At 67.7% G+C, this 18,148-nt stretch carries 19 protein-coding genes; 8 read left to right on the plus strand and 11 right to left on the minus strand.

Annotation, left to right across the window (positions count from 1 at the left end):
* The 4 genes from Q8M88_RS08120 to Q8M88_RS08135 all read right to left on the minus strand — a co-directional run.
* Positions 1 to 1,112 (minus strand): filamentous hemagglutinin N-terminal domain-containing protein (locus tag Q8M88_RS08120; RefSeq protein ID WP_305596198.1); only part of this gene is annotated, 1,112 nt, incomplete at its 3' end.
* Between the two features lie 50 nt (positions 1,113 to 1,162).
* Positions 1,163 to 2,797: a ShlB/FhaC/HecB family hemolysin secretion/activation protein gene (locus Q8M88_RS08125; RefSeq protein ID WP_305596200.1), complete on the minus strand. Its 1,635-nt coding sequence runs from the start codon at positions 2,795 to 2,797 to the stop codon at positions 1,163 to 1,165.
* Between the two features lie 416 nt (positions 2,798 to 3,213).
* Entirely contained in the window at positions 3,214 to 3,465 is a 252-nt protein-coding gene (locus Q8M88_RS08130; protein WP_305596202.1) for a c-type cytochrome, read from the minus strand.
* 117 nt (positions 3,466 to 3,582) lie between these two features.
* A complete protein-coding gene (locus Q8M88_RS08135; RefSeq protein WP_305596204.1) occupies positions 3,583 to 3,774 on the minus strand; it encodes a hypothetical protein in 192 nt (63 codons plus the stop codon).
* A 230-nt stretch (positions 3,775 to 4,004) separates the two neighbouring features.
* Between Q8M88_RS08135 and Q8M88_RS08140 the strand changes: the two genes are divergently transcribed.
* A complete protein-coding gene (locus Q8M88_RS08140; RefSeq protein ID WP_305596206.1) occupies positions 4,005 to 4,775 on the plus strand; it encodes an enoyl-CoA hydratase in 771 nt (256 codons plus the stop codon).
* A gap of 74 nt (positions 4,776 to 4,849) precedes the next feature.
* Here the strand turns inward: Q8M88_RS08140 and Q8M88_RS08145 are convergent, their stop codons facing one another.
* From Q8M88_RS08145 to Q8M88_RS08155, 3 genes are all read right to left on the minus strand, one after another.
* Entirely contained in the window at positions 4,850 to 5,341 is a 492-nt protein-coding gene (locus tag Q8M88_RS08145; protein ID WP_305596208.1) for a MucR family transcriptional regulator, read from the minus strand.
* Positions 5,342 to 5,494: 153 nt separating this feature from the next.
* Complete coding sequence (locus Q8M88_RS08150; protein WP_305596210.1) at positions 5,495 to 6,295, minus strand: SDR family NAD(P)-dependent oxidoreductase; 801 nt, start codon at positions 6,293 to 6,295, stop codon at positions 5,495 to 5,497.
* A gap of 163 nt (positions 6,296 to 6,458) precedes the next feature.
* Positions 6,459 to 7,694 carry an acetyl-CoA C-acetyltransferase gene (locus Q8M88_RS08155; protein ID WP_305596212.1) on the minus strand — a complete coding sequence of 412 codons (1,236 nt, stop codon included), beginning with the start codon at positions 7,692 to 7,694 and terminating at the stop codon, positions 6,459 to 6,461.
* Positions 7,695 to 7,917: 223 nt separating this feature from the next.
* Here Q8M88_RS08155 and Q8M88_RS08160 point away from each other — a divergent pair, with 223 nt between their 5' ends.
* The 3 genes from Q8M88_RS08160 to Q8M88_RS08170 all read left to right on the plus strand — a co-directional run bounded on the left by Q8M88_RS08160 (position 7,918) and on the right by Q8M88_RS08170 (position 10,956).
* Complete coding sequence (locus Q8M88_RS08160) at positions 7,918 to 8,757, plus strand: SDR family oxidoreductase (protein ID WP_305596214.1); 840 nt, start codon at positions 7,918 to 7,920, stop codon at positions 8,755 to 8,757.
* Between the two features lie 125 nt (positions 8,758 to 8,882).
* Positions 8,883 to 9,824 carry an aldo/keto reductase gene (locus Q8M88_RS08165; RefSeq protein WP_305596216.1) on the plus strand — a complete coding sequence of 314 codons (942 nt, stop codon included), beginning with the start codon at positions 8,883 to 8,885 and terminating at the stop codon, positions 9,822 to 9,824.
* 46 nt (positions 9,825 to 9,870) lie between these two features.
* Positions 9,871 to 10,956 carry an aldo/keto reductase gene (locus Q8M88_RS08170; protein ID WP_305596218.1) on the plus strand — a complete coding sequence of 362 codons (1,086 nt, stop codon included), beginning with the start codon at positions 9,871 to 9,873 and terminating at the stop codon, positions 10,954 to 10,956.
* Between the two features lie 12 nt (positions 10,957 to 10,968).
* Here the strand turns inward: Q8M88_RS08170 and Q8M88_RS08175 are convergent, their stop codons facing one another.
* On the minus strand, positions 10,969 to 11,685 hold the full coding sequence (locus Q8M88_RS08175; protein ID WP_305596220.1) for a hypothetical protein: 717 nt from the start codon (positions 11,683 to 11,685) through the stop codon (positions 10,969 to 10,971).
* On the opposite strand from Q8M88_RS08175, the gene Q8M88_RS08180 reads away from it, so the two are divergent.
* A complete protein-coding gene (locus tag Q8M88_RS08180) occupies positions 11,618 to 12,658 on the plus strand; it encodes an MFS transporter (RefSeq protein WP_305596222.1) in 1,041 nt (346 codons plus the stop codon). The genes Q8M88_RS08175 and Q8M88_RS08180 overlap by 68 nt on opposite strands.
* 336 nt (positions 12,659 to 12,994) lie before the next feature.
* On the opposite strand, the gene Q8M88_RS08185 is transcribed toward Q8M88_RS08180, so the two are convergent.
* The 3 genes from Q8M88_RS08185 to Q8M88_RS08195 all read right to left on the minus strand — a co-directional run bounded on the left by Q8M88_RS08185 (position 12,995) and on the right by Q8M88_RS08195 (position 16,006).
* A complete protein-coding gene (locus Q8M88_RS08185) occupies positions 12,995 to 14,191 on the minus strand; it encodes an acetyl-CoA C-acetyltransferase (RefSeq protein WP_305596224.1) in 1,197 nt (398 codons plus the stop codon).
* Between the two features lie 152 nt (positions 14,192 to 14,343).
* Positions 14,344 to 15,141 (minus strand): hypothetical protein, encoded by a 798-nt coding sequence (locus Q8M88_RS08190; RefSeq protein ID WP_305596226.1) that lies wholly within the window; start codon positions 15,139 to 15,141, stop codon positions 14,344 to 14,346.
* Positions 15,142 to 15,214: 73 nt separating this feature from the next.
* Positions 15,215 to 16,006 carry a TOBE domain-containing protein gene (locus Q8M88_RS08195; protein WP_305596228.1) on the minus strand — a complete coding sequence of 264 codons (792 nt, stop codon included), beginning with the start codon at positions 16,004 to 16,006 and terminating at the stop codon, positions 15,215 to 15,217.
* 194 nt (positions 16,007 to 16,200) lie between these two features.
* Between Q8M88_RS08195 and modA the strand changes: the two genes are divergently transcribed.
* The 3 genes from modA to Q8M88_RS08210 all read left to right on the plus strand — a co-directional run.
* The gene (gene modA / locus Q8M88_RS08200) at positions 16,201 to 16,911 is read left to right on the plus strand and encodes a molybdate ABC transporter substrate-binding protein (protein WP_305596234.1); all 711 of its coding nucleotides are present in this window, start codon (positions 16,201 to 16,203) and stop codon (positions 16,909 to 16,911) included.
* Positions 16,912 to 16,914: 3 nt separating this feature from the next.
* Positions 16,915 to 17,580 carry a molybdate ABC transporter permease subunit gene (modB, locus tag Q8M88_RS08205; protein WP_305596230.1) on the plus strand — a complete coding sequence of 222 codons (666 nt, stop codon included), beginning with the start codon at positions 16,915 to 16,917 and terminating at the stop codon, positions 17,578 to 17,580.
* Positions 17,577 to 18,148, plus strand: a 572-nt coding sequence (locus tag Q8M88_RS08210) for a molybdenum ABC transporter ATP-binding protein (protein ID WP_305596232.1), incomplete at its 3' end; no start/stop codon positions are given. The genes modB and Q8M88_RS08210, both read left to right, overlap by 4 nt.

Below are 18,148 nucleotides of genomic sequence, written 5' to 3' on the forward strand. Positions count from 1 at the left end.
GGATGCTCGTGCGCAGGCGGATGCGCCGGTTCCTCATGAACCGGAGGATGCTCGTGCTCCGGCGGATGCGCGGGTTCCTCATGAACCGGCGGATGCTCGTGCGCGGGCGGATGCGCCGGTTCCTCATGAACCGGAGGATGCTCGTGCGCGGGCGGATGCGCCGGTTCCTCGTGAACCGGAGGATGTTGCGGTTCATCTGGAGCATGCTTGGGTTCGGCGTGCTGCGCCGTTGCGCCGGTGCTGTCGTGCGGATCGGCGGCAGCGCCTACCAGGCTGACCACCCCACCACGGCTTTCGACGCCAACCGCCTCGATCACGCCGCTGCTGTTCACCGCCGTCTTCAGCAGTCGATCGGCGGAACGGGCGCTCATCACGACCTGTCCACCGTCAGCGCGGATCAGGCCGCCGTTTTCAGCCAGGGCGTTGAGGGCGTCCTGATCGACGGTGACTTGCAGCAAGCCGTCGCCCACGACATCCAGCGTCATGGCGTTACCGGCCACCAGCGACACCGAACCCAGCCTGGCGGAAATCACGCCATGATTGCTGACCTGGGCGCCGAGCAGCGCCACCGATCCGCCGTCCGCGCTGATCGAGCCACGGTTGACGATCGCCCCCGCTCCAGCGCCGGAAAAGCGATAGCGGCCCGCCATGAAGTCGGTGTCGGTGATCTGCAGGGTCGAGGCGACCAGTCCGCCGACGTTGACCTGCGACCCCGCACCGAACAGCACGCCGTTCGGGTTGACGACGAAGACCTGACCGTTCCCCGAAAGCCGACCCATGATCGTGCTGGCGTCGGAACCGAGCACGCGATTGAGCGTCACCGAGCGCGAATCCGGTTGCGCGAACTGCACCGTCTCTCCGGCGCCGATGCTGAAGCTCTGCCAGTTGATGGCGGCGTTGGACGTCGACTGGTTGACCGTCAGGCCCTTCGCGGTGCCGCCGATAGTCGCGGCGCCAGCCACCACCACGCCCTGCTCCGGCAAGGCGTTGGCGTTCGACGCGAAGCCGAGGGCCAGCGTGCCCGCGATGGCTGACGTCGCCTTCAGCCACGCCCTCCGTTCAATGCTGCGGCGGCCTCTGGCGTCGGCGGTGTGGAAGTGACTAACGCGCATGCGACGGGTCCATGTACTGACAGGGATGTTGGGGTGCGGGCGGGAGCCCATCAGAAGAACTTCGAAAGTTGGAACCAGGCGCGGCCCGAGCGATCACGCTCGGAAGTGGCCTGTTCGTCGCCGAGCTTCACCGCGCCCTCGACCTTGACGACGACGTTGCGCCAGCCTGACCACGTCAGGCCAAGCCCGGCGGCGCTGAGCGTGCGATCGTTGTCGGCGCCCCCCCAAGGCGATCTGTCGAGCTCGACCTGACCAAGGTCGACGAAGGCGGAGGCTTGTAGTTGGCCGCCAAAGCGCTGCGATGCGGCCGGAAGTCCGAGTCTGGCTTCCACGCTGAGGATGTAACCCTGGTCGCCGTAGGCCTCGCCTTCGGGATAGGCGCGCACGCCGTAGGCGCCGCCGAGGCCGAACTTCTCGGAGGAGTCCAAGTTTTGCGAGGCGAGCTGCCCGCGCAGGTGGCCGTAGAGCGACAGCGGGCCGCGGACCGTTTGCCGCCGCGCAACGTCGAACGCGAGCTTCTGGTAACCGCCCTGGGTTCGCGCCGTGACCGCGTCCTCGGCCCGCGCGAGCGGCGTGGTGATGTCGTGGTCGCCGATCGACCAGTCGACCGAATAGGTGGTCCAGCCGCCGCCCCAGAGCTCGTCACGATGATCGCCGGTCACGCCCAGGATGACCGCCCGGGCCTCCTTCTCGGAGACCGAGCCGATGGCGCCGATCTTATCTTCCAAAGATCGAGCCTCGAGACCCACCCGGGCGTTGAGGTTGGTCTTCCGGGTGCGGATCAGCGGATAGGCTGCGTAGAGGCTGGCGACGTCCACCGTCCCCGTGGCGTCCAGCGCCTTGAACTGACGACCGAACCGATAGTCCAGATGGGCGTATGACGCGCCCAGGGTCAGGTTCTGCAGGCGAAACTGGTAGGCGGCTCGCCCATAGGTCAGGCCCGATCCTGCGGTGAGAAGACGCAAGCTCGCCACGTCGCCCTGACCAAGCGGCTCGTTGAAGTACACCGCGCCGCCGGCCCGGTAGCGGCCGGTGTAGACGTTTCCGGCGTTGTCCGCCTCGACGTACCCGGTCACCCGACGTTCCGGGGTCAGTGCGACGACCAGATCGGAGGCGCCCACAGCCTGGCCGGGCGCGACCGTCGATCTGACAGAAACGCCAGGGAGATCCGACAGCAGCAGCAATCGCCGCTCCAGGGGAGCCGTGGCCACGACGTCGCCGACGTCGACGCCGGCCAGCACGCTGCGCACTAGGCGGTCGGAGACATTGGTCTGGTTGTTGACGTCGACCTTGCCATAGCGGCCTTCGATCACCGCGATCGTGACGGCGCCGTCCCGGATCTCCTGCGCTGGCACATAGGCCTGCGCCACGAAGTAGCCGTGCCGGCTGTAGAAGCTGGATATGCGCTCCGCCAACGCCCGCAGGCCGGCCAGATCCAGCTCGAGACCAGGGCGAAAGCCCGCGGCCGCGACAAGCTCGGCTTCACTGAAGCGCGTCGCCCCGGTGACGCCCAGCGTGTTGACGACGAACTTCGGCCCGGCCGTCTCCGGGGTGGAACGAGCGTCGTTTCGCTCGACCCGAATGTCGGGAATCGCTTTCGGCTGCGTGGGCGCAGGTGGTATTTGCTGAAGCTGCGCGCCCGGATTCACCACCAGCGGCTGGGCGAGCGCGCTCTGGGCGGTCAACGCTCCGGCGCATATCAGTAACGGTCTAATCATGCGGCTGTGCTCGACAGGTCGCGAGTGACGGAAATCAGATGGATTGCTGAACGGATCTTGACGCCACGACAGACTTGGGCCCGCAATCGATACACTGACACTTGAACGCTTTCCTCAGCAGCACTTACGTAAGGCGGAGGTGAAGCGCCGTGTGGGTCCACCCCCACGTCGTTAACTCGGCGGTAATAAAGAAGTTCATTTAAGGTCCGTAAGGCGTGCGAATGGCGGCCGCATGCGACGAATTTGCCGATTCGCCGCGTCAAACCTGGTCGCCGATCCTGCGTTCCAAGCCGTCGCCTAACACTCGGGCCGAGGACGCCCCTCCCACGAATGAGGAGGCGATGATCGCCCAGTGGACTGCTCGCTTGAGCGCCGCCGCGCGCTCAACGCCGGCGGGGCTCTAGGCTCGCGATGTAGGCCGCGAGGTCGGCGACCTCGTCGGGTCGCAGTTCGAGGGGCGGCATTTCGTAGTGGCCCGTTCGCGTCAGTTGCTCGATCCGACCGCCCAGGGCTGCGGTGTGGCGCATCTCCAGGCTCGCAAACGCCGGAGCCTTGGCCCGTGGGCTGACGCCGCTGACCTCTACGGCATGACACGCCGCACACGCCTGCTGCGCGACCTTGCGCCCGCGCGACACGGCTGGATCCTGCGAGATATCTCCGGCCCGCCCGGCGCAGGCGCTCAGGGCGAGCGCGACGGCGGCGAACGCAGCAATGTTTCGCGCAGCGCTCCGCGGTTGAGGCGTCCTCGTCATCTAGGGCAGCCTGTTGCCGGCGCAATCGACAGCGAACAGGCGGACGCTGTTGAACATGACGACGACATGCTCACACCCCTCGTGGTCCGACAAAATCTTCGGGATCAGCTCAAGGACATCAACGGCGCTCCGCGCATCGATAGTCGCGACCACGCCCTTTGTGTCTGGATAGTAGACGAGCAATTGGTACAAGACGCCCCCCGGGACACAGGGTGTAAGCGGCAGACGCGCGTAAGGTTGCCTGCCCGACATAACAATGGGCGGCGAGCCGGCGGGTGCGGCCGAAAAGCCAAGGGCGCTTTGCGCGGCTCAGCCTTGCGACACCGCTATCCACCACTCGTTTGCTCTGCAATTTCACGAGTGTAGAAACACCTCAGCCGTGCGAGCGTCGCGAGTTCCGTCCGGTAGGGAGAAACCAGATCGTGTCAAATCCAGTCATCGTGGAGCGCGATGGACGCGTCGCGATAGTCACGTTGAACCGCCCCTCGAAGTTGAACGCGATGTCGGCCGCCTTGCGCACGCAACTCGCTGAGGCGTTGACCGATGCAGACGCCGACGACAGCGTCGGCGCCGTCGTGCTCACCGGCGCAGGCGACCGCGCGTTCTGCGCCGGAATGGATATCGGCGAGATCGGGAACGCGCCGTTCAGCGACGCGCCCAATCCGTATGACGCCGTCGACCGTTTCTCGAAACCGATCATCGCCGCGGTGAACGGGCTTTGCATCACCGGCGGCCTGGAACTGATGCTTGCGTGCGATTTCGCCATCGGCGTCCCAGCAGCACGGTTCGCCGACACGCACGTGCGTCTGGGGCTCATGCCCTCGAGTCCGGGCATCGTGCGGCTGGCCTATCAGGTCGGCTTGCCTAGGGCGAAAGAGATGCAGCTCACAGGCAACTTCGTCAGCGGTCAGCACGCCTTCGATATCGGCCTGATCAATCATCTGGTCGAACCCGACCAGCTCATGCCGATGGCCGTAGCCCTCGCTCATGACCTGGCCGACGGGAACTTCGCCTTCATGATGAGCTACAAGGCGGCGCTCGACGCCTGTTACAGGGAGGCCTATGGCGACGCCCTGAAGACCGCACCCCGGCATGCCCGTGCGGTCCGCACAGATCCTGAAGCGTTGATGCGCGCCAAGGCGGCGACCATGGCGCGAGGTCGTGGACAGACCCAGGAAGCGGCAGACCGCTGAGCGTGTCTTCGGCTACCACGGCCCTGACGCCAGGCCGAAACCGTGGTCAACCCGCCCGCGGTCCCGCTCCCCGCTCAGGAAGCGGGCGTACCCTTAGCCGACGCTTTGGGCTTCTTTGCGCGCACCGGCTGGGCGGGCGCGGCTGGCGTCGGCGCGGCTTGCGCCATCGCTTTGCGCCCTCCGACCCCCAGGCCCATTTCCTTGGCGAGCGCCGAGCGCGCCGCCGAGTAGGCGGGCGACACCATCGGGTAATCGCTTGGAAGGCCCCATTTGGCGCGATACTGCGCAGGCGTCAGGCCCTTGGTCGCGAGATTACGCTTCAGCGACTTGTAGGTCTTGCCGTCTTCGAAACTGACCAGACCATCGACTCCGATGGACTTCCTGATCTGCGAAAGCGTCAGCTTCGGGGTCTCCGGCGCGGGCGCGGCTTCTCCGTTTTTCACGCCATTGATGGCGGAATAAACGCTGACGATGAGGTTTGGCAGATCGCTCACCGCCACACTGTTGTTCTCGACGTAAGCCGTAACGATGTGGGCGGTCAGGCCGACAAGCTCATTCTCATCCATAGTTCGCGCTCCCCAGGTGAATGCTTCTCTTAAACTCATCTGGGTTGGCGCCTCAACGACTCTATGCGCCGGCGGCGCAAAATTCGTCCGATTGACCGGTCGCCGCCGTCCCGGCCTCGAAATTCCAGCGGTGATGCTCACCGTTGCGGCTGTTCAGTAGTGGATCGCGCCCTTGGAGCCGCCAGCCACGCCGATGCCGTCGCCGTTGATCGACACGCTGCGCGGCGAGGCCAGGAAGGCGACCACGTCGGCGATCTCGCTGGTCTCGATCATCCGCCCGATGCTGGAGCCTGCGCCGACGCGCCTTTCGGCCTCCTCCAGGGTCGAGCCGGAATCGGCGACCATCTTGGCCAGGCGCGGGCCCGTGCGTTCGGTGCGGGTGGAGCCGGGGTGAAGCACCGTCACATTGATCCCCTTGGGACCCAGCTCGTCGGCGAGGTTCTTGGTGATCGCCGAAACCGAAACGTTGCGGATCGAACCGATGATCGAGCCGGTTTGCCGTGCGGCGAGGCCGCTGATGTTGATGATCCGGCCCCAGCCGCCCTTGATCATGTGCGGTGCGGCCTCGCGGGCGCAACGCAGGTAGCCCAGCACCTTCACGTCGACGTCGGCGTAAAAGGCCTCCTCGGTGATCTCGGCGAGTTTGGGCGGCGGGGTGACGCCCCCCGGCGCGGCGGCGTTGTTGACCAGGATGTCGAGGCCGCCCAGCGCCTTCGCCGCACCCTCGACCAGCGCCTTCACCGAGGCGTCGTCGGCGGTGTCGACGGTGATCGCGACGATCTTGCGACCCGTCTCGGCGGCGAGTTCCTTGGCGGTGGCCTCAAGGTCGGCGGCGGTGCGAGACGCGATCACCACGTCGCAGCCTTCGCGGGCGAGTTGCCGGGCGATGGCCTTGCCGATGCCCTTGCTGCCGCCGGTCACCAGCGCGCGTTTACCCTCGAGTTGCAGGTCCATCGTCTCTCTCCCGTCGCGTTATGATTTTGCGGGTCGATTGTTGGTGCGCGGCCGCACGCCGTGTCGAGAGCGAAGCTCGCCGTCGCGCGTGTACCCGATCCGGAGCGAACGTCCGGATCGGGCTGCGCCTGGGTCCAGTCAGGCGATCGCCGCCCGACCGCGATCAGATGCGTTCGATGATGATCGCCGGCGCCATCCCGCCAGCGGCGCACATGGTGACCAGCCCGCGCTTCAGGTTCTGCCGCTCGAGTTCATCGAGAACGGTGCCGATCAGGATCGCGCCCGTGGCGCCGATCGGATGGCCGAGCGCGATCGAACCGCCGTTCACGTTGACCTTCGCGCGATCGATATCCATGTCGCGGATGAACTTCTCGGTCACCACGGCGAACGCTTCGTTCACCTCCCAAAGATCGATATCGTCTTTGGTCAGGCCCGCCTTCTCCAGCACCTTCTTGGCCGCCGGCACCGGCGCGTTCAGCATCAGCGTCGGGGAATCGCCGACGTTGGCGAAGGCGATGATCCGCGCGCGCGCCTTCAGGTCGTGCTTCTTGGCGTATTCAGGCGACGCGAGCAGCAGGGCGGCCGCACCGTCGACGACGCCGGAGGAGTTGCCGGCATGGTGCACCGGCTCCCATTCCAGGCCCGGGAATTTCGATTGGATCATGCTGCCGAAGGTGGTGCCGTCGTCACCGACCGGCGTGTCGCGCACGCGGGTGAAGGCGGGCTTTAGCTGCGCCAGCCCCTCGGCGGTGGTTTCCGGGCGCGGATACTCGTCCTTCTCCAGCACCGTCGCGCCGGTGTCGTCCTGGACGGGGATCAGGCTCTTGTCGAAGCGGCCTTCGGCGATCGCCACAGCGGCGCGGCGCTGGCTTTCGAGGCCCAACGCATCGAGCGCCTCGCGGCTGATGCCTTCGATCGAAGCGATGGCGTCGGCGCAGACGCCCTGGTTCGACTGCGGGTGCGCGGCGCGCAGACGCAGGTTGCCGCCGTCGAGGTAGTAGCCGTCCGGGTGGTCGAGCTGTCCGGTGAAGGACATCATCTCGGCGCCGCCGGCGATCACCAGATCTTCCATGCCGGACATGATCTGGCCCGCGGCCAGGGCGACCGCGGTGATCCCGCCGCCACAGTAACGGCTGATGGTGACGCCGCTTGCCTTGACGTCATAGCCGGCGTCGAGGGCGGCCATGCGGCCGAGATCGAAACCCTGCTTGCCGACCTGGGTGGAGGTGCTCCAGATGATGTCGTCGACCTGGGCGGTGTCGATCTTGTTGCGCTCAGCGATAGCCTTCAGCACGGTGGCGGCCAGATGCTGGGGGTGCATGTGGGCCAGTTTGCCCTTGCCTACCTTGCCGATGCCGCGCGGCGTGCGGACGGCGTCAATGATCAGCGCCTCGGTCATTTCAACTCCTTGGTCTCGAATAGAACGTCACAGACGCCACGCTCTGCAGCGCTACGTCCCCGTCAGGCTCACATGACCGCTAACATGCTTATTCGGGGAGTGGGAAAAAACCGGGTCGCGCCGTATCGACGAAGAAATCTCGTCCCGTCGCGGCGGGATTGGCGATTCCGCGCCTGGTGCGCGTAGTTTCCCGCGGCCAGCGCGTTTCCAGGGAGCCAGAGCGATGAGCGTCGTCCTAGTCACAGGTTGCAATAGCGGCTTCGGCCTCGCCACCGCGCGCGTCCTTGCGGAGCGTGGCGACCATGTCTTCGCGACCGTCCTCCCCAACGACCCTTCAGGGATGGGGGAGATCGAGGCGGCGCAAGCTTCGGGCTTGCCGATCACCATCGCGCCGCTGGACGTCACCGACGCGGCGGCCGCCGCCGCGCTCGTCGCGCGCATCGTCGCCGAGGCCGGCCGCATCGACGCCCTGGTCAATAATGCGGGGGTTTCGACGATGGCGGCGCTGGAAGAGGTCTCCATCGACGACGCGCGCCGCATGTTCGAGATCAACTACTTCGGGCCGTTGCGGCTGATCCAGCTCGTGCTGCCGCACATGCGACGGCAGGGCGCGGGCCGCATCGTCAATGTGTCGTCCGGGGCCGGGTTCATCCCGACGGCCTGGCAGACGACCTATGTCGCCACCAAGCACGCCATCGACGGCATGAGCTTCGGGCTCGCCGCTGAGGTCCATCGCTTCGGGATCCGCGTCAGCATCGTCTCGCCTGGGGTCTTCGCCACCGCGATCGGCGCCAAGCTGTGGCCGCCCAGCCAGGACTCCGGCGAGCCGTGGTACGGTGAGATGACCGCCCTGGTCGTCGACGGCTGGCGCTCCATCGTCGAAGGTCGCGATCCCGTCGCCGTGGCCCTGGCGATCGACGCCTGCATCCACGGCGAGCATCCCCCGGCCCGGGTGTTCGTCGGCGCCGACTCCCAGAAGGGCGCCCAGCGCCGCCGTGAGATGAGCGACGACGAATGGGCGGCTGTCCTGTTGCGTCCGCCCTTCCGCAAACCCGCCGCATAGCCCCCACCGCGTCCAGGAGACAGACGAGATGCAGGACTTCCATGGCCTGAGGTCGGCGACAGCTATAAGACGCGCATTGAGCGCAACCAGCGACGCTCCAGCAACAGAACGGGAGGAGCGTACCCATGGAGCTTCGCAGATTGGGCGCGAGCGGCCTGAAGGTCAGCGCCGTCGGTCTCGGATGCGGCGCCTTCGGAAGCCGCATCGATCTTGAGCGCGCCAGGTCGGTGGTCGACGCCGCCCTGGACCAAGGCGTCAACTTCTTCGACACCGCTGACGCCTACGGCGCCGGGAAATCCGAGAGCTTCCTCGGCGAAGCCTTGGGGGGCCGACGCGACAGCGTGGTCATCGCCACCAAGTTCGCCAATTCCATGGGAGAAGGCGAACTCAACCGCGGCGGCTCGCGGCGCTATATCGTCAGCGCCGTGGAAGCCAGCCTGAAGCGGCTCGGCACCGACCGCATCGACCTCTACCAGATGCACCAACCCGACAACGATGCGCCGATCGAGGAGACGCTGCGTGCGCTCGACGACCTCGTCCGCGCCGGCAAGGTGCTTTACATCGGCAACTCCAACTTCAAGGGTTGGCAGATTTCCGACGCCGACTGGATCGCACGCAACGGCGGCGCGACCCGCTTCGTCTCGGCGCAGAACGACTACAGCATCCTCGAGCGGGGCGTTGAGGCCGAGGTGCTGCCGGCTTGCGAGCGCTTCGGCCTCGGCTTCCTGCCCTACTTCCCGCTGGCCCTGGGCATGCTGACCGGCAAGTACGTACGCGGCCAGGGCGCCGCCGAGGGCACCCGCTTCGCCAATCCATTCTGGAAGGCGCGCGGCCAGGAGATGCTGGTCGATGAGACCTTCGACCGGGTCGACGCTCTCACCGCCTGGGCGCAGGAGCGCGGCCACAGCGTGCTGGAGCTGGCCTTCGCCTGGCTGTTGGGCAAGCCGGTAGTGTCTTCGGTCATCGCTGGAGCCACGCGGGTCGAGCAGGTCCAGGCCAACGCGAAGGGCGGCGCCTGGGTGCTGACCCCTTCCGAAGTCGAAGAGGTCGCGGGGATCGCCGCCTGAGCCGCGCACCCATCGACCGCCAAACGACCCTCAAGAGGAGCTATCCATGCCTTTGGACGCCTATCGCTCGCTGGGCAGATCCGGCCTTCGCGTCAGCCCGTTCTGCCTAGGTGGAATGACCTTCGGCGAGGAGTGGGGTTACGGATCGGACGAAGCCGGATCCTCCGCCATCATCCAGCGCTACACCGAGTTGGGCGGCAACTTCATCGACACCGCGAACATGTACACGCTCGGCCATTCCGAGGCGATCATCGGCAAGCATTTCGAGGGCCGGCGAGGCGAGCGCAACCGCGTGGTCATCGCGACCAAGTTCAGCGCCAACATGAGCCCCGGAGACCCGAACGGCGGCGGCTCGAGCCGAAAAGCGATCCTCGCGGCGTGCGAGGAGTCGTTGCGCCGTCTGCGCACCGACTACATCGACCTCTACTGGATGCACTGGTGGGACCAGTTCACGCCCATCGAAGAGACGATGAGCGCACTGGACAGCCTGGTTCAGAGCGGCAAGGTCCGCTACGTGGGCTTCTCCGATACTCCGGCGTGGAAGGTCGCCCAGGCCCAGGTCACGGCGATGTTCCGCAACTGGGCTCCGATCGTTGGACTGCAGATCGAGTATTCCCTGCTGGAGCGTACGGTCGAGAGCGAACTGACGCCCATGGCGCTCGAACTCGGCCTCGGCGTCACGCCCTGGTCGCCGCTTCGCGCCGGCGCGCTGAGCGGGAAATACAGCCGCGACAACACGACCCCGGAATCGGCCGGGCGTGGCCCGTCGCTGTCGCGCAACCTGACGCCCAAGGCGTTCGACGTGATCGACGTTCTGCTCGCGGTGGCGAAGGAGGCCGAGACCTCCGCCGCAAGCGTCGCCCTCGCCTGGGTCCTGGCGCAGCCGGCAGTGACCTCGCCGATCATCGGCGCCCGCACGCTCGATCAGCTCACCGACAATCTGCAGGCCCTGGAGGTGCGGCTCACCACCGACCAGCTCACGCGCCTGAACGAGGTGTCGACGCCGCCGGCCGACTTCACCGCCCTGAACATGCGCGGCGCGATGTCGGGATCGTTCGGCGGGTTGACCGTGAACGCACGGACATTTCCATTGGGGCTGCGCAGCGTCACCGAGAACGACAAGGTCTGGTAGCTTCCGCAGGCGTCAGTCGCCGGTGAGCCGGCGCACCGTCGCCTGGAACGCAGCCAACGACAGGCGCCGGCCTGAGGCTTGTCCGTAGGCCTCCAGGCAGTCGCTGATCTTGGCCGTGAGTTGCTCCGCGCTCGCGGGGTCGGCGGGAGAGCCTGGGAAGGGCGCGACCTCGGCCGAGGCGATGACGCGGCCGCCGTCACGCACCGCCAGTCGTATCGAGCCGTGGTCGAGGCCGACCGGCGGCTCCCCGACCAGGGCGTCTTCGCTCACCGAAATCCGCCCCATCAGCGCGCGCATATCCGGCCGGGCGGCCGCCGCGTCGGTGAAATCCGCAAGCGTCGCCCCGCCTGACGACAGCCCGACCGCGATCGCATAGGCCGCGCAGAACTGGGCCTCGGCGCCTGTTTGCGGATCGCTGACCCGCAGCGGCTGGGTGGCGCCGAATGGCGTGGCGACTTCGATCGTGGCTGTGGGCGGGACGCCTTCCGGTATCTGCGTCCGGGCCTGCACGGCCGCGGCGATCAGCCGGTGCGCCGCATAGCAGCAGGGGTATAGCTTGACGCTGAGCGTGCCCAGGCGCCGACGCACCGGCGTTTCGACGAGCGCGCCCGCGCCATACAGGTCGAAGAAACCCTTGGCGCCGAAGATATCCTGATCGCCGGTGACGCCTGCCTGGGCGAGCAGACCCGCCGCCTCGGCCTTCGCCCACGACTTCACCACGTTGTTCATCTGCCGCGCCGGGGTCGCGCTCGGGGAAGCCGTGCTTTCGCCAGCCGCGATCTCGATGATCGCCGACATGTTCCCGCGGAATAAACGCGCCCTGCCGGTGTCGATCTACGCCTCCATCGGCGGCATCTTCGGGTCAGGCGCCTTCATTGTCGGAGCAGGAGTGCTCCATGTCGCCCAGCCGCTGGCGCTCGCCGCCGCCATGGCCCCGTGGCAGATGACCTTGATCCTGCTGGGCGCTCCCGGGATCGCGCTCGGCCTGCTGTTCGCCCTGACGGTGAAAGAGCCGCCCCGCGTGGCGGCCAAAGACCTCGACCAGGCCACCGGCGTCGGGGCGCTGCTGAGCTACCTCAAGAGCACCTGGACCTTCTATGCGCCGTTCATTCTGGGCATCGGCCTGTTGTGCTGCTTCAACTACGGCCAGATCGCTTGGCTGGCGACGATCCTGATCCGCGACCACGGCTTTTCCGTCGAGAAGGCGGGATATGTTTTCGGCGGCATCGGCATCGTGGCCGGCGCCATGGGCACCCTGCTGATCCCGCAACTGACGGTGCGGATCGAGCGGGCGAAGCCGCTGTACGGTGTTCCGATCACCCAACTCGCCCTGGCGATCATCGTTCTTCCGTTCATGACCCTGACGCCCCTGTCGCCCGACGTGCGGGTTCTGTTGCTGGGCGTATTCATCACCAGCATGTGCGGGGCGTGCTGGGCGGTGATGATGCCTCTGGGTTTCCAGACCTACGGTCCCAGCCGCATGCGCGCGCGTCTGATGGCGATGTACCTGCTGTCGGCGAACCTCATTGGCCTGTCGATCGGGCCAGTCGCTGCGGTGTACTTCGCTGGACTATGGGGTGGCGTCGCCCGGCCGCTCGCCCACGGCGTGGCGACCACCGGGATGATCGTCGGGCCGCTGGTGATCGCCTGCTATCTGATGGTCTACCGCAACGTCCGCCAGGTCACGGCGGCCGAGGGCTGACGCCGCAAGCGGGAACCGAAAGCGCCCGCCACGACTCACTCAGTCCCGCAGCAGGCTCGCTGCCGAAGGACAGGTGCGCTGATGGACTGGCTTCCCGCTCTAAATGTGCCTCGCGATGGACCTTGGATCATCGTCAGCAACGGGGAGGACGTGCGTTGCGTGGATCCAAGCTTGCTCGAGACGTCCGCGGACGCTTCCATCGGACACTTCGATCTACCGGGTAAGGTGACCCACTGGATGGCGCTCCCCAAGCCCCCAGGACCGCCGCCAATCCATGCGGAAGGCTCCACCAGCGCCTAGAACGACGGAACGCCCCCCCGATTCGTTGCAGCACCTTCAGGCGCGCTCGAAGATCGCCGCCATACCCTGGCCGCCGCCGATGCACATGGTCTCCAGCCCGTAGCGCGCCTTGCGCCGATCCATCTCACGCAGCAGGCCGCAGAGGATGCGCACGCCGGTGGCGCCGATCGGATGGCCGAGCGAGATGCCTGAGCCGTTGACGTTCAGCCGGTCGCGCTCGTCCCAGCCCCATTCCTTCAGCACAGCCAGCACCTGCGGGGCGAAAGCCTCGTTCAGCTCCACCAGGCCGATGTCGTCCCAGCCCAGGCCGGTGCGGGCGAACAGCCGCTTCACCGCCGGGGCGGGACCGATGCCCATGCGCGACGGCTCGCAGCCGGCGGCCGCCCAGCCCACGAACCAGCCCATGGGCTCCAGGCCCAGTTCCGCCAGTTTGTCCTCGGCGACCACCAGGCAGGCGGCGGCGGCGTCGTTCTGCTGGCTGGCGTTGCCGGCGGTGACCACACCGCCCTTTTCGATCGCGCGCAGTGTGGCCAGGCCTTCGGGCGTCGCATCGGCGCGGATGCCTTCATCGCGTTCGAACAGCAGCGGGTCGCCGCGCTTCTGCGGCACGGAGACCGGGATCACCTCATCGTCGAACAGGCCGGCGGCCCAGGCCGCCGCGGCGCGGGTGTGACTCATGGCGGCGTACTCGTCACAGGCCTCACGGCTGATCTGGTAGTCGCGCGCCAGGTTCTCGGCCGTCTCGATCATCCCGCTGATCACGCCGAACCGTTCGATCGGCTGGGACATCACCCGGCCGCGGCTCAACCGGTCGTGCATCGTCACCGATCCAGCGCGTGCGCCGCCGCGCATGTCGGTGGAGTAGTACTCGACGTTGCTCATGCTCTCGACGCCGCCCGCCACCACCACGTCGGCGGCCCCGGTCTGCACCATCATCGCCGCGTCGACCACCGCCTGCAGCCCGCTGCCGCAACGCCGGTCGAGTTGGTAGCCGGGCGCCTCGATCGGCAGGCCCGCGGCCAACGCCGACCAGCGCGCGATGCACGGCGCCTCGCCGCTGGCGTAGCCCTGGCCGAAGACGACGTCATCGATCCGCGCAGGATCCAGGCCCGTGCGCTCCAGCAGCCCCCGCAGGATGGTCGCGCCCAGATCGCCTGCGCTCAGGCTGGCGAGGCCGCCCTGGAAGCGACCCACGGGTGTGCGCACCGGCGCGACGATGGCGGCTCTTCTCATGACTGTCTTCCCTGTTGGCGCCTGATGGTCCCGAAGCGGCCGCCGATGACTCCCCGCGCGACATCGCCACGGTTCGAACCGCCTCGCAACCCGCCGGGCAGGCCTACGCGTGCTCAAGCTCCTGGACGGCGGTGCGTCCGGTGAAGCTCCGCCTAGCGCTCGATCTCGCCGGACGCGGCTTGGGTAGCCAACTCGTGCAGTTCCTCGATGCGGACATCATAGACGTCATGCAGCGCGTTTGGATCGTCGAGCGCCGCGCGCTCCAGGTCGGCGCGCCACTGGTCCTGCTGCAGACGCAGCAGCGAGACCGGAACCCCGGATCGCACCGCTGTCCGATAGGCCTGGGCCAGTTCCCGGTCGGCCGCGCCCAGGCTCGGGCTCAGGCAGACGAAATCCTCGGCCAGGCTGGCCGCCGAGCGGCAATCGAAGCTGGGCCCGCGGGCGAGGCGGGTCGGGGCCGCCGACGCAATCACGGCGCCGGCCGGCTGGGCCGCCTGTCCGGCCGGCTTGACGGCGATCGGAAGGGGCGCTGCGGCCGCGAGGCGCGCAGGCGACGAGGCGGAAGGCTCCGACTTGGCCAGCACGCTCGCCTGGGCGGTTTGAGGCGTGGGACGAGGCGTCGGTGGCGCGACATCGACGACGCGCGCGGCCATGGCGCGAATGGGTTCGGCGGCCGCCTGCGGCGCGCGCTCTGGCGAACCCGTGGGCTCCTGGATGTTTTGGGTCAGCGCCGCGACCAGCAACAGCGCGGCGATTACGCCGGCGGCCAGCCCGAGGCGATCGGATGATCGGCTCGCGGGCGCCTCGCTCCGGGTTGCAGCGACTGTGGAGCCCGGCCGGTCGCGGACGTCGCCGGCCAGCGCCTCCAGACGCGCCTGTCCGTCCTCGGCGACGGCCGCGCCCTCACCGATCCGGCGGACGGTCGCATAGGGAATGTGTCGAAGAGTCATACACTTGGCCTTCGCGCGACGATCATCCATCGCGGCTCACACCACAGAACGTCGCGAGGGCCGAAAGGGTTCGCTATTCGACGGCCAGGATGACGTGCGGAGCCTTGATCAGGGCCGTGACCGGGACGCCCGACGCGAGCTCCAGAGCCTCCGCGCTTTCGAGCGTGATCGTGGCGATCAGCGTCTTGCCCCCGCCGATGTCGACAGCGATCTCGCTGTTCACCGCGCCGTCCTCCCGGGCGGCGACGACGCCCGCGATCTGGTTCCGCGCCGAGGTGCGCAAGCCCTCGCCGCGCGCCAGGATGACGAAACTCGCCTTGATCAGGGCGATCGCCGGTCGGCCGATCGCCAGCTCCAGCTCGGCGACGCTACGCTGCGTGAGGATCGCGGTGATGGTGACGTCTTCGGCGACCTTCAGCGTCACCTCCGCGCTGACCGCGCCTGGGGTGATCGCGCTGATCTCGCCGCGCAGGGCGTTACGGGCGCTCGTTCGCATGCCTAGGCTCCAGAAAAGGTCGCTGGTGAGTTCGGCGGCGAGGCTGCTCTCCAGCTTGTTGAGCGTCGCCTCGATCTCGGCTCGAACTCGGCGGAAAGCCGTGGTCACGGCCTGGCCGCGCGGGGTCAAGGCTGCGGCGCCGCCGGACCGGCCGCCGGGCTTGGCGCTCACTAGCGGGCCGGCGAACAGGTTGTTGAGCGCCTGCACCACATCCCAGGCGCCCTTGTAGCTCAGGCCAAGACGCTTGGCGGCGGCGCTGATCGAGCCGAGTTCGCCGATCGCCTCGAGCAGCGCCACGCGGTCCAGGCCGACGCGCGACAAGCCACGCCGGAAGGTGAGCGTGGCGCTGAGCAGGTCCTCGGCGGCCATCTGTCGAACTCCCGTCATACCGGGCGCAAACCTCCCCCAACGGTGACGCGGGGTCGAGGTGCTTTCGTCGGTCTCGCGTAGGGGCTGCCGCACAGCGTGAGATGCGTTATCTAGTGACGCTACATATCCATCTCATCGAGACCCCCGTGACACCTCGCCGCTTCGTCTTCGCCGCCTTTGCGGTCGCCTTCGCGATGTCCGCCAGCGCCGCGCCGGCCCTCGCCGGCGAGACCCAGGTGGCGGTGGCCGCGAACTTCACCGAACCGGCCAAGGAGATCGCCGCTCGGTTCGAGGGCGCGACGGGTCACAAGGCGACGCTCAGCTTCGGCTCGTCGGGCCAGTTCTTCACCCAGATCGCCAACGGCGCGCCGTTCCAGGTCTTCCTGTCGGCCGATGTGGAACGCCCGCAGAAGGCCGAAGCCGGCGGGCTCGCCGTCGCCGGCACGCGGTTCACCTACGCGACCGGCCGTGTGGTGCTGTGGAGCAAGACCGCCGGCCTGGTCGACGCCCGCGGCGCCGTGCTCAAGGCTGGAAAGTTCGAGAAGCTCGCCATCGCAGATCCCAAGACCGCACCCTACGGCCTCACCGCGGTGGAGACCCTGCGCAAGTTCGGCCTCTACGGCCAGCTCACACCCAAGCTGGTGACCGGGACGTCGATCACCCAGGTCTATCAGTTCGTCGACACCGGCGCGGCGGAGCTGGGCTTCGTCGCCCTGTCGCAGGTGGCGACCCACAGCCTGGGGTCTCGCTGGATCGTGCCGGCCGCCGACCATACCCCGATCGACCAGCAGGCGGTGCTGCTGAAGACCGGCGCCCACAATGTCGCCGCCAAGGCGTTCGTTGCGTTCCTGAAAGGCCGCGAGGCCAAGGCGATCATCCGCCGCTACGGCTACGAGGTCCGCTAGACGATGGGCGAGGTGCTCTGGCTGACCATCAAGCTGGCCGGAGTGACGACGCTGGTCCTCCTGGCGCTGGCGACGCCGCTGGCCTGGTGGCTGGCGCGCAGCAAGGCCTGGTGGAAGGAGATCATCGGCGCGCTCGTCGCCCTGCCGATCGTGCTGCCGCCCACGGTCCTGGGCTTCTATCTGTTGATCGCGCTGGGGCCCCACAGCCCGCTCATGGCGCCGTTCCAGGCGTTCGGCGTCCGCACCCTGGCCTTCACCTTCGAGGGCCTGGTGATCGGTTCGGTGATCTATTCGCTGCCTTTCGCGGTGCAGCCAATTCGCAATGCCTTCCAGGCGATCGGCGAGCGGCCCTTGGAGGTCGCCGCGACCTTGCGGGCCTCGCCGATGGACGCCTTCCTCACCGTCGCGTTGCCGCTGGCCAGGCCGGGCTTCCTGGTCGCCGCGATCCTCACCTTCGCCCACACCATCGGCGAGTTCGGCGTGGTGCTGATGCTGGGCGGCGGCATTCCGGGAAAGACCGAGGTGTTGTCGATCGAGATCTACAAGCTGGTGGAGTCGCTGGAGTGGGACAAGGCGCACCAACTTTCTGCCCTGCTGCTGGCCTTCGCCTTCACGGTGATGCTCAGCCTGTTGCTGATCGAGCGGCGCACAGGGCGGCTGCGCCCGTGACGCCCTCTGGCCGCATCGAGGCCGCGTTCAAGGGCCGGCTGGGCGATTTCCAACTCGACATCGCCTTCGATATTCCGGCCAGCGGCGTCACCGTGCTATTCGGCCCCTCGGGCTGCGGCAAGACCACGGTCCTGCGCTGCGTCGCCGGGCTTGAACACATGGGGGGCCGCCTCGTGGTGGACGGCGAGACCTGGCAGGACGCGCGGACTTTCGTGGCCCCCCACCGCCGGCCGGTCGGCTATGTGTTCCAGGAAGCGAGCCTGCTGGCCCACCTGTCGGTGCGGCGCAACCTGCTGTTCGGGTTCCGGCGCGCCCGTGGGGTGAAGCCCGTCGCCCTCGACCAGGTGACGGCTTTGCTGGGCCTCGACCCGTTGCTGGAGCGTGGCGTCGCGCGCCTGTCCGGCGGCGAGCGTCAGCGCGTCGCGATCGGCCGCGCGCTGCTGTCCCAGCCGCGCCTGCTGCTGATGGACGAACCGCTGGCCGCACTGGACCTGCAGCGCAAGGCCGAGGTTTTGCCCTACCTGGAGCGCCTGCACGACGAGCTGGAGGTTCCCATCCTGTATGTGAG

Source organism: Phenylobacterium sp. (genome assembly GCF_030693805.1).
In the GTDB taxonomy this organism is placed as follows: domain Bacteria; phylum Pseudomonadota; class Alphaproteobacteria; order Caulobacterales; family Caulobacteraceae; genus Phenylobacterium.

What these genes read in the sequence shown, in the direction of transcription:
- Q8M88_RS08190 (WP_305596226.1), bottom strand. Translation starts at nt 15,141, where the DNA reads ATGACTCTTCGACACATTCCCTATGCGACCGTCCGCCGGATCGGTGAG.
- Q8M88_RS08175 (WP_305596220.1), bottom strand. Translation starts at nt 11,685, where the DNA reads ATGAACAACGTGGTGAAGTCGTGGGCGAAGGCCGAGGCGGCGGGTCTG.
- Q8M88_RS08195 (WP_305596228.1), bottom strand. Translation starts at nt 16,006, where the DNA reads ATGGCCGCCGAGGACCTGCTCAGCGCCACGCTCACCTTCCGGCGTGGC.
- modA (WP_305596234.1), top strand. Translation starts at nt 16,201, where the DNA reads ATGTCCGCCAGCGCCGCGCCGGCCCTCGCCGGCGAGACCCAGGTGGCG.
- Q8M88_RS08160 (WP_305596214.1), top strand. Translation starts at nt 7,918, where the DNA reads ATGAGCGTCGTCCTAGTCACAGGTTGCAATAGCGGCTTCGGCCTCGCC.
- modB (WP_305596230.1), top strand. Translation starts at nt 16,915, where the DNA reads ATGGGCGAGGTGCTCTGGCTGACCATCAAGCTGGCCGGAGTGACGACG.
- Q8M88_RS08165 (WP_305596216.1), top strand. Translation starts at nt 8,883, where the DNA reads ATGGAGCTTCGCAGATTGGGCGCGAGCGGCCTGAAGGTCAGCGCCGTC.
- Q8M88_RS08155 (WP_305596212.1), bottom strand. Translation starts at nt 7,694, where the DNA reads ATGACCGAGGCGCTGATCATTGACGCCGTCCGCACGCCGCGCGGCATC.
- Q8M88_RS08150 (WP_305596210.1), bottom strand. Translation starts at nt 6,295, where the DNA reads ATGGACCTGCAACTCGAGGGTAAACGCGCGCTGGTGACCGGCGGCAGC.
- Q8M88_RS08145 (WP_305596208.1), bottom strand. Translation starts at nt 5,341, where the DNA reads ATGGATGAGAATGAGCTTGTCGGCCTGACCGCCCACATCGTTACGGCT.
- Q8M88_RS08170 (WP_305596218.1), top strand. Translation starts at nt 9,871, where the DNA reads ATGCCTTTGGACGCCTATCGCTCGCTGGGCAGATCCGGCCTTCGCGTC.
- Q8M88_RS08185 (WP_305596224.1), bottom strand. Translation starts at nt 14,191, where the DNA reads ATGAGAAGAGCCGCCATCGTCGCGCCGGTGCGCACACCCGTGGGTCGC.